We start from the raw sequence: 15197 nt of genomic DNA, 5'->3' as shown, positions 1-15197 counted from the left end.
TAAATGTCATTCGTTTTTATTATAAAATGGTTAGTATTAATGAGCGATTATCATTAGTATAGCAAGTGTAAAGAGAGAAAGTCCAAGCAGTGATGCTTTGGAATCCCACGCGCTTTTAGCCGTGGGAGGACGTCAATTTCAGTCTCAAGGGTTTTTGGGCTGGTATCCTTATAAAGAAGTTCGTGTTTGTGAGGGGGAATTGCATGCGATCGCTCTTAGCGGGAATCATTCTCAGCTTCGGATTATCTTCATTGGTGATGCCACCGTCTTCTCTAGCCCAAGGAAAACAGCAGGTGTCTAATGCCCAAATTGCTGCAATGGTGGAAGCATTGAGACTTGCTGCACCAAAAACAGGAAAGACAGATGATGGATATTACAGCGATTGGCAAGTGAAACCAGAAACTCTTAGAGGTTGGTCAAAAAATTGTCTGAAGAGGGAAGTCACACCAACTCAGTTTGAAAACGATGCTAAACTAGCACGTCAAGTTGTCTCGTGTATTACGACTCGCGAGTTAAACAAGCAGTACGCTGCCACTGGCAATGAAACTGCGGCTGTCAGTAGCGTGGCTTGTTGGTGGATGACTGGTAACTACACCGGTTGCAACAGTGGGTTTACAGGTACCTATGTGAAAAAAGTTGTTGGCTACTATCAGCAGCAACGTTCAAAATCAACTTCTGGCAACTCTAAACCAACAACCAGTTCACCTTCATCATCGACTCAAACACCAAGACAGCAGTCAAGACCAGCTTCCACCAAACCTACACCAACAAGCAGCCCATCTCCATCCCCAACCGTGTCACCCACCAAACCTACACCAACAAGCAGCCCATCTCCATCCCCAACGACATCACCCACCACAGCGCCACCAACAAGTAGCCCATCACCAACGACATCACCAACACCTTAACTTAGATTATGTCGGTACGGTTGATAGGTGAAAAACAAAGTCTATTGCCCCCCGTTATCTGGGGGGTAAGAAAAGTGTGTTTGGCATTGGGTATCAGTTTACTTTTGACTGCGCCCGGTTTGTGTGAAACTCCTTCAAAAGCTGCCCAAGACTTGGATATAAACCCAGAAATTATTAAAAATAGTCCTGTTTTGCAACGGTGGCGGCGTCAAATTCCCAATGTGTTGGAAGATATCAAAAATGACCCCAGTTTTCCCACAAGAATACGGCTGGGCTTGTCTTACTTTCCTTCAACAGAGCAAGCATTTGGAGTCAATGTTGGTTTTGAAGATATTTTTATTGGTCGCACCGGCTTGACAGTACGTGGTGAGTATCAAGCAGCATTTAACGGTCAGCGCGAAACTTATGGAGCCGATGTACATTACTATGTACGCCCTTTAGGTAGCTATGTTAATGTTGCAGCAGTGGTAGGGTACCGCCACTTGGAAACAGACAGCTACTCAACAGATGGCGTGAATTTGGGTGCCAAGGTGCTGTTGGTATTGTCTCGTGACGGTGCGGCAGATATTTCTTTAACTCAGAGTTGGGTTAGTCCCCGCACAAGTGAAGAAGTTGGTTTAACTACCATAACGGTAGGTTACGCGATCGCGAACGACCTTCGCCTATCTACAGATATTCAGTTCCAAAACTCCCGAGAAGATAAAGATAGTCGAGTTGGTGTGGTTTTGGAGTGGATACCTTGAGTTTGTAGAATAATACATATGTACGCCTATCCTTAAGTTCGGGTTTGAACTAGCAAAATAACCAGTGCCAGTACTAGCCAAAAGTGCATAAGTAAATATTGCTTGCACCAATAACAATACAAGGGGTTAAGTACGCATTGGTAGAAATTATGTATTTAGAAAATAATTTAAGTACAGGAAAGTTAACATCAACACGATTGGAAGTTGTTAAACCGTTATCCTCACATACGGCAATTTCCATTGAACAGTCAGAACTGTTGGCAGAGTGCAATCGTACTTTAGAATATCGGGAAGCACAACGCACTCTGGAACTACAACAGGAAATTGCAGAACGCAGACGTGCCGAAGAAGCAGCACAAGCAGCAAACCGCGCTAAAAGTCTTTTCTTGGCAAATATGAGCCATGAATTGCGATCGCCACTCCATGCTATTCTCGGGTTTGCCCAGTTAATGAATAATAGTGATGATTTATCTCTAGAACAAAAAGACAACTTGCAGGTCATTATCCGCAATAGCGAACACCTGCTTACCTTGATTAATCAAGTCTTAGATTTATCAAAAGTTGAGGCAGGATGCGCTACTCTCAAGGAAGTCAAGTTTAACTTATATCAATTACTGGATGATTTGAAGGAAATGTTCCAGCTAAAAGCAAACAATAAAGGGTTGCAGCTGTCATTTCATCGAGCAAAAGAAGTTCCTCAATACGTGCGTTGTGATGAAGTGAAGTTGCGTCAAGTATTGATAAATTTGCTTTCCAATGCAGTGAAGTTCACCTCATCTGGTAAAGTCGTGCTAAAAGTGACAGTTGAAGAAAATAAACTGTCAACCTTACATTTTGAAATTGCTGACACGGGTTGCGGTATCGCTGAATCTGAGTTAAACAGCATCTTTGAAGCTTTTGTTCGGACGCCTGCAGGACAAACGTTGTCAGAAGGAACGGGTTTGGGGTTGTCCATTGCACGCTCTTTTGTGCAAGTCATGGGCGGTGACATTAGCGTCAATTCTATTGTCAGCAGTGGTAGTACTTTTCGGTTTTACCTTCCTGTCCGTGTCGTTAAAACTCCCGTTTTCACAAACCAACAACCTACTCGCCGCGTCGTCGCTCTCGCACCCAATCAGCCACAGTATCGCATTCTAACAGTAGACGATAACCGGGACAATCGCCAACTTCTGATAAAATTGCTCTCTCCTTTGAATTTTAAGTTGCAGGAAGCAACTAACGCTCAAGACGCGATCGCAATTTGGAAGGATTGGAAACCACATCTGATTTTTCTGGATATGGAAATGCGCCTTTCAGATAGTACTGAAACGACTCGGAAGATTCGACGTTGGGAACAACAGCATAACTTTTCAGTCCCGACTAAAATTATTGCCTTAAGTACTAAAGTCCTGCAACAACAGCAAGCAGTTTTCTTAAGTGCGGGTTGTGATGATTTTATCTGCAAACCTTTTCAGCAGGAAGAAATTTTTGAAGCCATACACAAATACCTTGGAGCGCGTTACTTGTATGATGAATTTGCCCTATCTACAACAGCTTCAAATGGAGTCAACGTTTTGACAAAAGCTGTCCTGGCTGCCTTACCCCGTAATTTAGTAGCTAACCTACACCAAGCTATCATTGCTTTAGATGTAGACTTGATACAGAATGCGATCGCTCAAATCTACAAATTTAACCAACCCATTGCCGTATCTATAGCTAGTTTAGCTAATAATTTTCAGTACGAACAGTTGTTAGGTTTAACACAAATTCTAATTGAAAATACATAATTGAGTTGGAACGCAATCTATGAAAATTTTTCTCAATGAGGGTGTAAGCGGTAGTAATGAATGGGATTCAAAATTTCCTAGTTAAAGGAAATATTTTAATTATTGATGATACACCTGACAACTTAACCTTTTTAAGTAGAATTTTGTCAGCAGCAGGATATAAGGTATATCCTGCCCAAAGTGGTAAATTGGCTCTCAACTTTATTCAGTCGAATTTGCCTGACTTAATTTTGTTGGATATCATGATGCCTGAAATGAATGGCTATGAAGTATGCCAACAGCTAAAAGCCTCTCCCAAAACCCAAGATATTCCAGTTATTTTTATTAGTGCCTTGCATGAGGTTTTTGACAAGGTCAAAGCCTTTTCTCTGGGTGCAGTAGACTATATAATCAAACCTTTTGAAAAGCAAGAAGTTTTGGCACGCGTTGAAAATCAATTGCGTCTGAGAAGGCTTTCTAAAGAACTTTTAGAACAAAATATCCGGCTAACAGCAGAGCTTGAAGAACGCAAACGTGTAGAAGAAGCACTGCGGCAACAAAAAGAACTTTTACAAACTATTTTCGACCACATTCCCGTGATGTTGACTCTTTATGATAATGAAGGACGCATTCATTTGGTTAATCGAGAATTAGAACGTATTGTCGGTTGGTCTCAAGAAGAACTTAAGGTAATCGATCTCCTAGTAGAAAGCCTTCCCGATCCAGAGGTTTATGCCTTAGCTCTAGAACATATGATAGCAGCCACTGGAAAGTGGCAAGACTTTAAAATGAGGATTCGTTCGGGACGCTATGTGGAGACTTCTTGGGCAAATATTCGATTGAATAAGGATACGATTATCGGTATTGGTCAAGACATCACCGAGCGCAAACAAGCTGAAGAAGCATCTGTTCTAGAAGAACGCAACCGTATGGCAAGAGAAATTCATGATACCTTAGCACAAGCTTTTACGGGCATTATAGTGCAGCTTGGAGCCGCTTCACGGGTAATGGCAGGTGCTTCAGAGGAGGTAGTAGAACATATTAGGACGGTACGGGAACTTGCTCGTAGAGGATTGGCAGAGGCACGTCGTTCGGTAGAGGCACTCCGCCCGCAATTGTTGGAGGACGGTGACTTGTATAGTGCTCTCAATCGATTGACAGCGCAAATGAAATCATATTCCGGCACTAATATTATGTGTCAAGTCACAGGTAAGGTATATCCCTTACCAACGGAGGTAGAAAATAACCTGCTGCGGATTGGGCAGGAAGCATTAACTAACGCTGTCAAGTATGCCAAAGCTAGTGAAATCAGAATTGAGGTCGTGTATGAAAAAACACAGTGCCTTCTGCGGGTCAAAGACAATGGACGGGGATTTGACACAGATAATGTGTCGGTAAGTAAAGGTTATGGGCTTTTGGGAATGAAAGAACGAGCTCAACACATTGGCGCACAACTGACTATACAAAGTCAAATCGGACAGGGGACAGAAGTTGAGATCGTGGTTCAGAACTTTCAGAAATTTGGTTAGTGTTTAGTGGAAGGCAATCGGCATTATGAACCAGTCGAAAAATACGATTCGTGTCCTAATTGCTGACGATCATCCTGTTGTACGACAGGGTTTAGCAGCAATGATTGAGCGAGAGCCAGATATGACAGTTGTTGGACAGGCGCGGAACGGGTATTCTGCTTTAGAAATGTTCCGCGAGTATGAGCCTGATGTGGCGCTCATGGATTTGCGAATGCCTGAAATGGGAGGTGTTGCCGCCATTACTGCTATCTGCGCTGAGTTTGAGAATGCGCGAATTGTTGTCTTGACAACCTTTGACGGTGATGAAGATATTTATCGCGGATTGCGGGCTGGGGCAAAGGGTTATTTGCTTAAGGATGCTGAGCCAGAAGAACTTTTAGCAGCTATTCGCACGGTTGTTAGTAACCAGAAGTATCTTCAGCCCACAGTAGGAGCAAAACTTGCAGAACGGATGAATAACCCAGAACTTAGCGATCGTGAATTACAAGTCATCCGCTTAATGGCAGTTGGTAAGAATAACCAAGATATCAGTGCTGCTTTGCGTATCTCTGAAAGTACTGTTAAATTCCATGTCAACAATATTTTGAGCAAATTAGGAGTCAATGACCGGACGCAAGCAGTCATCCTCGCCCTCAAACGTGGAATTGTTAATCTTTCTTAATATCCAAAGGAATCTGTTTCACCTATGACCTCAATGCCTTTGTATACCTTACCTGCTGGGGATACCTAGCCAAAAGTACAGGTGTTACCCCCATATTTAGTCTAGCTAGAAACTCAACTCTAGGAGAGCGACAACGATAGGTAAATTGTCGTATATTAACCCTTTGTAAACGATAGGCACTCCAAACTCATCCAAACAAAATACTGATTGGGAGCCCGACAAGTGCTATTGTTTACAGCTCTTTATCTGCCCATGTAAGAGAGGGAATCTTGGAGAGGAGGGAGATAAGGGAAGTAACTTGCACGGGGTTATTTTCCTTTATCTCCCTTTACTTATATGGTTCTTTTTCCTTGGTTATGGTAATGGGCAAGCGAGTTTTTACATTCCAAAAGACATAATTAAATTAGTAACTTAAACTTATCAAACTTTTATCCCTACTCACGTGTCATCCTACTTAAGTAGGAATTATGGACGCTTTGCCCAAAACAAACGAATATCACTTGCTCCAAAGAATTATTACTCTGCAAAAATTTTTTCACCTCACCTATAGCAATCTCAGTAGCGCTTTCGATGGGAAAGCCATAAGCACCAGTACTAATAGCTGGGAAAGCAATAGTTTTGATTTGATATTGTACTGCCAATTCTAAACAACGACGATAACAACTGGCTAGCAACTCATTCTCGTTATGATTACCACCTTCCCATACAGGACCAACGGTATGAATCACCCATGTTGCTGGAAGATTATAACCTTTGGTTATTTTGGCATCACCTGTTTCGCAAGGTCTGAGTTTTGAGCATTCCTCCCAAAGTCCGTCACCTGCAGCACGATGGATAGCGCCACACACACCGCTACCCGGCATCAATTCTTCATTTGCTGCATTGACGATCGCATCCACCTGTAGGTGTGTTATGTCGCCTTGAATCACTGCAATTCTACTTTTATTACCCATGATTCAGCTCGATTGCTCAATATAAAATGTTCTAGTTCATCCATAATCTCAACATTAGCGCCATGCAAACAGATGAAAATTGGGAAACAACCAGTGATGCAGCTGTGAGAGAAAATCCTTCCTTAACTAGTGAGCAATATCGCCAAAAAATGCAGCGACGAAAAGAAGTTCAAGAACAACGAGTTGCTCAAGCGTCGAAAGAAAAAGGGTTAATTATTGTTAATACTGGTAATGGCAAAGGCAAGACGACAGCAGCGTTGGGAATGGTGTTACGTTCCCTGGGTCATGGATATAAAGTAGCAATTATTCAATTTATTAAAGGAGCTTGGGAACCTTCCGAGAAAAGAGTATTCAGTATTTGGCAGGGTGATTTGCTAGAATTTCATGCTTTAGGTGAGGGCTTTACCTGGGAAACCCAAGATCGAGATCGGGATCTTGAAAAAGCAGTTGCCGCTTGGCACAAAGCCTTAGAATATATCCGCAACCCAAATTATAAATTAGTACTTTTGGATGAGATTAATATTGCTTTAAAACTAGGCTACTTAAAAATAGAAGAGGTTTTATCTGGCTTGGAACAAAAGCCATATAGCAGCCATGTGATTCTTACAGGGAGAGGCGCACCACCAGCGTTAATTCAACGAGCTGACTTGGTGACAGAAATGACATTAGTTAAACACCCTTTCCGCGATCAAGGCATTAAAGCACAGCCAGGAATCGAGTATTAGTTATAAATTATGAATTATGAATTATGTTTTTTCACAATCCATTATTCATAATTCATAATTGGTTTTTACACATTTGCAAAATACGGCGATCGTTAGCACTGACATTGAGAGGATAATATTCTTGCAGTCCTACTTCGTGGGCATAAACGCTTGGTTCATCATCCATCAAAGTAGGTATGTTGCTGTTTGTGGCAATTTGAGTTTGACTTTTGTCACCGGGGTATCCTGTCACGGTCATTGCCAACTCGCCTCTAGAATCGAGTGTGCCGTTAAAACAACTAAATTCAGAATGGGGCATATATAAAGCACCAATAACTTTACCCTGTTGCTTCTCAAATACAATGTAACCTTGTCCGAGTTGACTGGGTTTTGGTGACTGACCGTAGAGGTAAGTCCCATCTTTTTGTGGAAGTTTCGCTTTACTAGGTGCAACTGCAGAATTTTTTACCAATGTTTGGGAGTCAAAAATTTGTGAAGTAGCTGTATTTACTTTTGTTGAATGATTTGTTACCTTGGCATAGGTCACTTCATTGCTGCGTGCAGGTTGAATGCGATCGGCAAAGGTGCCAAGTGCGAAAAGCAAGCCAACAAGGGGTAACCCCAACTGACGTGGGAAAAGGTACTGTCTCATATTTTTAACCCTATTTCTCCTAGTGAAAGATTGCTATTGTTGTCTGTTACCGATTAGTACTGTATTTGAGTGGTCGGGATTGTTGGCTCCACCAACAGCTTGATTTGCATTTTTAGAAAAATTATCTATTCAGAAACTAAACAGCGGCTAAACTTTAGTTGTTAATCTTCAAGGTATCACCGCTCACTTATTTATGCTTCATCCATTAGATTGAGCCTATAGGGTGAGTGTAATGAAACGTGGGGGTGACGCAAAATTGATAGTTGGCTCTGGGAATTGTGAGGTTTTAAGAGATTTAGCACTGTTGGCATCGCGTGCATCTGATGGTGCCTTGGACAAGAGGTAACTACAAAGGGATATCGGTGAATTCCGGAAATATTCCGTGATTTTGCCAAATTTCTTTTTATGTTTTTAGGTCTCAATCTACCTAGGTAAGTACATATAATGAGGTATTTGTAAAGTAGACAAATAAGTATCTGTCTACTAAGAACTAAAAAGAAAAAATGCCTCCTGAACTCAGGAGGCATTTTATAAAGATTAAAGTTGTACAAACGTTGCATACCAACTTTTACAGACCTTGTATGCAACGTCTCTACACTAGCTAGCGACATATTCCTTGACGTTAGCACGACGGCGACGCAGGTGAGCAAGGGCTTGATGCTCTAACTGACGAACCCGTTCGCGGCTCAAGTTAAGCCGTTCGCCAACTTTTGCCAAAGACATTTCGTTACCATCCACTAACCCAAAGCGCAGGGCTAACACTTCGCGCTGTTGGGGGGTAAGCTCTGATAGCATATTGTTCAAATCTTGGCGCAAGAACTCCTGAGTCATGTAATACTCTGGAGATGGTCCTTCATCTTCGAGCATTTCTTGCAATTCAGTGTCTTGGTTATCGCCAACTTTAACATCCAATGAAACTGGCTGACGCGCCATATTCAAATACTCTCGAATCTGGGCGGGTTCTAGTTCCAGTTCTTTGGCAATTTCCGCAGGGCTGGGAGATCTGCCCAACTTTTGAGCGAGTTCCCGCTGCACTTTTTTGATTTTGTTGAGCTTCTCAGTGATATGGATGGGTAGGCGAATTGTGCGTCCTTGTTGAGCGATCGCACGAGTAATGGCTTGGCGAATCCACCAGTAGGCGTCGTCAGAGGAGCGGGGTTAAAGGTAAACTTATCAAGGATGGGTTCGGTGAAAAATGCTTCGAGACGGGAATCAGAAATGTTAGGTATAATCAGGTTTTGCTCCACTGTCAGACGAATTTCGCTGCTGCCGTAAACTTCTGCCAAACGAGCAATATCAAACATATCTTCGGCATAGAGACGCCCAACAGGAACGTGCAACCCTACATAGTTCAATCCTGATTGTTTTTGCTTGTACACTCCAAGATGGTCGCGTTTTTCCCAGTCAATTTCATCCCGTGCAGCAGCGCTAAGCAATGGCTTACCCAATTGATGTTCGACTTCAGTACGAAACTTGTCCAGACCCCATTCATCAATTAACCACATCAAGCGAGATTTTTGTCGATTTGCACGCAAGCCTTTATCGCGAAACACTTCCAAAACCGCTCTGCATAAAGCGACAACATCCTCTGGAGGAACCCAAGCATTCAGGGGGATTGCAGCTTCACAGCGTTTGGCAGAAAAGAATCCACCTACTAGGATATTGAAGCCAAATCTCTTTTGGGGTGTCAGGGAAGATATGATTCCCTCCTCGGACTCTTCCCCACTCTCCCCCTCCTCTCGGAAGGCAGGTACAAAAGCTAGGTCGTTGATTTCCGCATGAACAGAATTATCCCGTCCACCGGTAATTGCAATGTTAAACTTGCGTGGGAGGTTGGTAAACTCGGAGTTTCCTTCACCGTTGTTGGTAATCATGTCCTGAATTTGTTGTACCAACTCTCGCGTGTCAAATAGCTCCTCTGCATCCAACCCTGCTACAGGGTCGCCTGTGATGTTGCGGACATTATCCATCCCTGACTGAACGCTAGTTAACCCCACAGCATGAAATTTCTCAAAAATCTCTGGTAAATCCTCAATCCGGATACCCCGGAGTTGGAGATTCTGCCGAGTGGTAATGTCTGCGCTGCCATCATCACCGTAACGCTGTACGACTTCAGCTAAGGTTCGCATTTGTTCGCTTGTCAGAATACCGTTAGGCATCCGCAACCGCATCATAAACTTGCCTGGAGTGACAGGGCGAAAAAAAACTCCTACCCACTTCAGCCTATGGTCGCGATCCGTCTCGTCTACTGCCTCCCAGCCCATAGCCGCAAATTTTGCAATTTCTGCCTTCACGGCGAGTCCATCTTTTTCTGCTTTGAATTTCTCAAATTTATTGAGGCTAGCTGTGGAGGTAGATGCTGTATCAGTCATGATCTCACTCTCATTGCAAATTGTTAATTAGTTGGTTATTTTGGTGCGATTACAGTTCTTATTCAAATGAGCTACAACTCTGATGTGGAAATGGTAGAACAAATATCTGATTTATGAGGTTTTTACCTCTTGAGGCTACGATTTGCTTGTAATAAGAAGTTTTAGGAGCGAAATTGCTCAATACAAATCAATTCTATGACCTCATAACTTGTTAGACGGTAAAAGACATATCTGTTATTAACGTTATTGAGTCAGGACAAATTTGCTAGTTATGCATTTCGTGAATGTCGCCAATCAACTTCAAACCTTTATTTTGTTGATTTTGCAACTGCTTACACTCACCTACGTTAAACGCGTCCAGCTATTCAAATCGTATACGCCGTTACAAAATATCTCGCAATATGAAGAATATGTATCACTTTGATGCAATATTTACATTATGCAATGTTCGGATAAGAACAAGCATGAAAGGGATATTTCCCTAGAATTCCCGCCACATCTGCTTTTTTGGTGACGTTTTGAAAAAACACTTGTTTGAAAAACTCAAGCAGGAATTAGCGGTGGGTAATAAGTGATAAGTTTTTACTATAAATATTATTAAAAAATTTTTGAAAATCTTCAATGCCGTATCCGTACATCTATAGGGCAGGACAAATAAGGTCTATCAATATAAAGAATGGATGAAGGAATGACGGAGCGTAGTGAAGTCCTTTATACTTCATGTCATACTGAGTAATTTATGCGTTGTTGTTCTGACAACGTCAATGCTACTCCTGATACAAGAGTATAAAAATGATTTAAAGTATCTTTGGTCTCCTGTTCCGTATTACGATTTGAGCCAAATTTTAAGTAAAAACCGTAATTTGCTATGGATGACGTCATTTGATGTATTCTGGCAAGCAGATTGCGGATAGCACTTTGGTTTATTCTATATAGCTCAAAGATTCTATCGGGGCTACACCACCCTAGTTGTTTTCTTGTAAAACTAGGTATTATTTTAGTGTAAACCTATACGCGCAATGCTATTCTTGAAATCACTGTTTGTCATATGGCACTACTGCAATCACCTCAACCACTGACTCAAAAAAGAAATACACGTACTGTAGGACGCGGTTCCCAACCTTTATTTTTAATAATATTTACCTTGCTGCTGACAACAGGCATTGGCGCTCGGTTAGTATATTTACAAATTGTTGAAGGTGCAAAATTTCGGCAACGAGCAGAAGACAACCGGATTCGGATGATTCCCAAACAGCCAGAACGAGGCAACATTTTCGATCGCAATGGCAAGTTGTTAGCAACGACTCGGTACCCGCGTTCAGTATACTTGTGGCCTATGGCACACACAAAGCCATCATGGTCAATTGTGGGTCCGCGTTTGTCTAAAATTCTAGATAAACCTGAAGAGGAAATTGTTGAGAAATTGGAAGAAGCAGGTGCTAACTCCTCTCTCGTGCGGATTGCCCGCGACCTCAATGAAGCGGAAATTACGGGATTGAAGGAGTACGAACATGAACTTCCAGGCGTAGAAATCCATACGGAAGCAGTACGCCACTATCCTCATGGGGTTGCCCTAGCTCATATCATAGGATATACACGGGAATTAACTGCCGACCAGTTAAAAGAAAAGAAAAAGGACGGCTACCGACTCGGTGATGTCATTGGTCAAATGGGTGTGGAAAAAGCCTATGAAAAAACATTGCGAGGTGAATGGGGCGGACAGCAAGTAGAAGTAGATGGTAGGGGTCGCCCAATCCGCGTGTTGGGAGAAAAACAGGCAAAGGCAGGGAACGACATTCGCCTGACTATAGATTTGAACGTGCAATTGGCAGCTGAAAAAGCTTTAAAAGGTCGTAATGGCTCTATCGTCGCCCTTGATCCAAAGAACGGTGCTGTCTTGGCAATGGTCTCTCACCCCAGCTTTGACCCAAATATTTTCTCTAAACAAAAACTCTCTAAAAAAGATTGGGAAAGCGTACAGGGCGAAAACCATCCCTTGCTCAATCGCGCTGTCAGCAGTGTGTACCCACCCGCCAGTACTTTTAAAATTGTCACCACAACGGCTGGGCTAGAATCGGGTAAATTCTCCCCCAACACAATATTACAAACCTATGGTTCACTTACCGTTGGTGGGGTGACCTTTGGTGAGTGGAACCATGCTGGATTCGGTCCTTTAGGATTTACAGGGGCTATGGCATGGAGTAGCGATACTTTTTTCTACCAAGTGGGTCGGGCAGTTGGCGGTCCAACGTTGATTGAATGGACGCGTAAATACGGTTTTGGTAAGAAAACAGGTATAGAGTTTGTATCTGAAGAGGCGAAAGGTAACGTTCCTGATGAAGCATGGAAGCGAAGAGTGTGGAAAATGCCTTGGACTGTGGGCGATAGTATCAATATGTCTATCGGTCAAGGTGCTTTACAAACCACACCGCTACAAGTTGCTGTCATGTTTGCTGTCCCTGCAAACGGTGGTTATCGAGTGCAACCCCACTTACTTAAAGATAACGAAGACGCAAAAACCTGGCGTGAGTCACTCAATATGAAGCCAAGTACGGTTAAAATTTTGCAGGATGGGCTGCGAAAGGTTATCACTGAGGGTACGGGTAAAGCACTCAACGTGAAATCAATTCCTCCAACTGCTGGTAAAAGCGGTACTGCTGAGGCATGGAAGAACCGTGTCAAAGCAAACCATGCTTGGTTTGGGGCGTATGCTCCTGCTAATAAGCCAGAAATTGTGGTTTTAGCATTTGCCGAACACTCTGGCGGTGGTGGTGGTAGCGTTGCTGCTCCAATGGTACTGCAAGTACTGGAAGAGCATTTCCGGCATAAGTCTCCCGGTAAGTCGCAGAAACCAGCCAATAAAGCAGGCAATTGAAAAAATAGGGACTGAGGACTAGGGCGTTTTTTCACAGTGTTAGATGATTCCACCAGCCAAATCTGGTGGGCATCCTCGCACAACTAATATGAGGGAAGTATGTAATGCCATCTATTATCACCGAAAAACGGGGTGTCATTGGGATATGCTTCCGGGAGGCTTTCCTCAAGGTAAAAGCCTGTGGGGGTTATTGCGATACCTGAGGAGCTGGTTTATAACCTTTGTCTCCGTAAAAAGTTGTTAAACTATCACTATCGCCAACGAAACGCCAATGCCAAGGTTCATAGCTGACACCTTGAGTATTATTTTTGGGAAAAGACAATTCAAAGCTGAAACGTGCTGCATTTGCTTGCAGCCATTGAAAAGCTCTGGTTTTTTCAAAATTGGTGTTAAGGTCTGTTGACGGTGCTGCTCCATCTCCGATATCCACAGCGTAACCTGTATGATGTTCGCTATAGCCGGGGGGAGCACTTACAGCAGCCCGTTGTGGAGCTGTTTGATTCCGTTCTCTCCCGACCTGAAAAAATAACTGCGTCTGCTCTTGCACCGAGCGGAAGCCAGAAATTGGAACTAAAACCACACCTGCAGCCCTTGCTGCTGCTGACATCTCTTGAAACTTCTCTGAAGCAGCTTTTCTCATTCTAATGCGCCCATCACGAGAAATCGGTTGAAGTTCAGCAATAGGAGCCTCTGGGTATTCAAAATGCCCTAAAACCTGGTTTTTGGATTTGGTAGAATCACCAGAATCTGATGAAATTGCAGGAGATGAACCTGCAGAAGGCTGAGAATTATTTGTTTTTTTAGACGCAATGAATAAGAATAACAACCCACTCATCACAGCTACTAAGATAAATCCCGCTATTCCTCCACCCAACCAAATTAACCACCGGACGCCTACCTTGGAGCTTGCATCAGGAGTATCGCGTAAGGCTACCGGAATATCTTCACTCTTAGTAGGTGGTGTTTCTTGTGGTTGTTCGGAAAAACCAGCATTATTCACGAATCCACTCCTGCTTTTGATGAATAACCATAAAAATTGTAAACTGGATAAAAGAAAACAAATTCAGTAATATTTTACATCTGCACTCATTAAGTCCCAGCTTTGATAAAACTCCAAGAACTGTACCTCATGTTAGTGGGTCTAGTCCTTTTAGGATATATCCTGGGACGCAAGTTACCCGCCACAGTTCCTACCCAGTTGGGTCGATTCCTTTTCTGGGTAGGAGTACCGATAAGCATTGTAATTTTTTTACGAAAAGCTGATTTGTCAGGACCAATTTGGATTGCGCCCGCGATCGCCTACTTAGCCATTTTACTAGGGGGATTTTTAGCTTGGCTAGGAATTCAAGGGCAAACCCATTTCACCAAAACCATACCCCAGAAACCGACTCAAGGTAGTTTTATCCTAGGGGCAATGGTAGGTAACACAGGTTATATTGGTTATCCTGTCATACTGTCAATAGTTGGTACAAAATACTTTGCTTGGGCACTGTTTTACGATTTACTTGGGACAACATTAGGAGCCTACGGACTGGGTGTTGCCCTAGCAGCCCGTTTTGGCGATAATGTCCAAAGCCACGGGCGGGTAGCTCGGGCAATTCTCATCAATCCAGCCTTATGGAGTTTTGGATTTGGTCTTCTGTTCCGACAGGTTAAAATTCCCGCTCCCATCAATTTTGCTTTAGAGATCGTAGCCTGGATTTCAGTTGCTTTATCCCTGGTGTTAATTGGGATGCGGTTGAGCAAACTCAATTCTTGGCGCAGTTTGCCAAGGGCTAGCGCGAGCGTAGGCATCAAAATGCTACTAGTTCCCCTATTAGTCAGTAGCATTATCCCGATGCTGGGTATAACTGGAGAACCAGCACAAGTCCTGATACTGCAAATGGCAATGCCTCCAGCTTTTGCTACATTAGTTCTTGCGGAAACTTTCGACCTGGATCGCGATCTTGCAGTGACCTCATTAGCAATGGGAACAGCTATGTTTCTGTTCACTTTGCCAATTTGGTTAGTGCTTAGTAGATAGTAGTTAGTCGTTAGTCGTTAAAAAGTACCACT

The 15197-nt window shown here is 43.0% G+C and carries 11 protein-coding genes and 4 pseudogenes; 10 read left to right on the top strand and 5 right to left on the bottom strand.

Translation table 11 applies throughout. From position 1 onward, the window contains the following. The first annotated feature begins 97 nt into the window (after positions 1–97). From ACYRY3_RS15780 to ACYRY3_RS15755, 6 genes and pseudogenes are all read left to right on the top strand, one after another. Positions 98–301, top strand: a complete 204-nt coding sequence (locus ACYRY3_RS15780; RefSeq protein ID WP_460202645.1) for a hypothetical protein — start codon at positions 98–100, stop codon at positions 299–301. Next, positions 204–668: pseudogene (locus ACYRY3_RS15775) on the top strand (hypothetical protein); the annotation flags it as partial. The gene ACYRY3_RS15780 and the pseudogene ACYRY3_RS15775, both read left to right, overlap by 98 nt. Before the next feature lie 332 nt (positions 669–1000). Continuing rightward, on the top strand, positions 1001–1651 hold the full coding sequence (locus ACYRY3_RS15770) for a hypothetical protein (RefSeq protein ID WP_460202636.1): 651 nt from the start codon (positions 1001–1003) through the stop codon (positions 1649–1651). A 149-nt stretch (positions 1652–1800) separates the two neighbouring features. Further along, a complete protein-coding gene (locus ACYRY3_RS15765; RefSeq protein WP_460202583.1) occupies positions 1801–3417 on the top strand; it encodes an ATP-binding response regulator in 1617 nt (538 codons plus the stop codon). 56 nt (positions 3418–3473) lie between these two features. Continuing rightward, a complete protein-coding gene (locus ACYRY3_RS15760; protein ID WP_460202582.1) occupies positions 3474–4925 on the top strand; it encodes a hybrid sensor histidine kinase/response regulator in 1452 nt (483 codons plus the stop codon). A 25-nt stretch (positions 4926–4950) separates the two neighbouring features. Continuing rightward, on the top strand, positions 4951–5586 hold the full coding sequence (locus ACYRY3_RS15755) for a response regulator (protein WP_460202581.1): 636 nt from the start codon (positions 4951–4953) through the stop codon (positions 5584–5586). 434 nt (positions 5587–6020) lie between these two features. Here ACYRY3_RS15755 and ACYRY3_RS15750 read toward each other — a convergent pair whose 3' ends face one another. Next, the gene (locus tag ACYRY3_RS15750; RefSeq protein ID WP_460202580.1) at positions 6021–6539 is read right to left on the bottom strand and encodes an O-acetyl-ADP-ribose deacetylase; all 519 of its coding nucleotides are present in this window, start codon (positions 6537–6539) and stop codon (positions 6021–6023) included. 62 nt (positions 6540–6601) lie between these two features. Here ACYRY3_RS15750 and cobO point away from each other — a divergent pair, with 62 nt between their 5' ends. Beyond that, the gene (cobO, locus tag ACYRY3_RS15745; RefSeq protein WP_460202579.1) at positions 6602–7264 is read left to right on the top strand and encodes a cob(I)yrinic acid a,c-diamide adenosyltransferase; all 663 of its coding nucleotides are present in this window, start codon (positions 6602–6604) and stop codon (positions 7262–7264) included. Between the two features lie 52 nt (positions 7265–7316). Here cobO and ACYRY3_RS15740 read toward each other — a convergent pair whose 3' ends face one another. From ACYRY3_RS15740 to ACYRY3_RS15730, 3 genes and pseudogenes are all read right to left on the bottom strand, one after another. Beyond that, positions 7317–7895 carry a hypothetical protein gene (locus tag ACYRY3_RS15740; RefSeq protein WP_460202578.1) on the bottom strand — a complete coding sequence of 193 codons (579 nt, stop codon included), beginning with the start codon at positions 7893–7895 and terminating at the stop codon, positions 7317–7319. Between the two features lie 597 nt (positions 7896–8492). After that, positions 8493–9035: pseudogene (locus tag ACYRY3_RS15735) on the bottom strand (sigma-70 family RNA polymerase sigma factor); the annotation flags it as partial. A gap of 2 nt (positions 9036–9037) precedes the next feature. After that, a pseudogene (locus tag ACYRY3_RS15730) lies at positions 9038–10267 on the bottom strand (ferredoxin--nitrite reductase); the annotation flags it as partial. Positions 10268–11315: 1048 nt separating this feature from the next. Between ACYRY3_RS15730 and mrdA the strand changes: the two are divergent. Together mrdA and ACYRY3_RS15720 are read left to right on the top strand one after the other, a co-directional pair. Then, the gene (gene mrdA, locus ACYRY3_RS15725; protein ID WP_460202577.1) at positions 11316–13142 is read left to right on the top strand and encodes a penicillin-binding protein 2; all 1827 of its coding nucleotides are present in this window, start codon (positions 11316–11318) and stop codon (positions 13140–13142) included. A gap of 43 nt (positions 13143–13185) precedes the next feature. Continuing rightward, positions 13186–13353: pseudogene (locus ACYRY3_RS15720) on the top strand (transposase); the annotation flags it as partial. Here ACYRY3_RS15720 and ACYRY3_RS15715 read toward each other — a convergent pair. Then, positions 13330–14142, bottom strand: coding sequence for a M15 family metallopeptidase (locus tag ACYRY3_RS15715; RefSeq protein WP_460202576.1), 813 nt, complete (start codon positions 14140–14142; stop codon positions 13330–13332). The pseudogene ACYRY3_RS15720 and the gene ACYRY3_RS15715 sit on opposite strands and share 24 nt — an antisense overlap. Positions 14143–14244: 102 nt before the next feature. Between ACYRY3_RS15715 and ACYRY3_RS15710 the strand changes: the two genes are divergently transcribed. After that, on the top strand, positions 14245–15165 hold the full coding sequence (locus tag ACYRY3_RS15710) for an AEC family transporter (RefSeq protein ID WP_460202575.1): 921 nt from the start codon (positions 14245–14247) through the stop codon (positions 15163–15165). Positions 15166–15197 lie beyond the last annotated feature (32 nt).

It is taken from the genome of Scytonema sp. NUACC21 (genome assembly GCF_054684315.1).
This window is presented reverse-complemented; position numbering and strand designations above follow the sequence as displayed.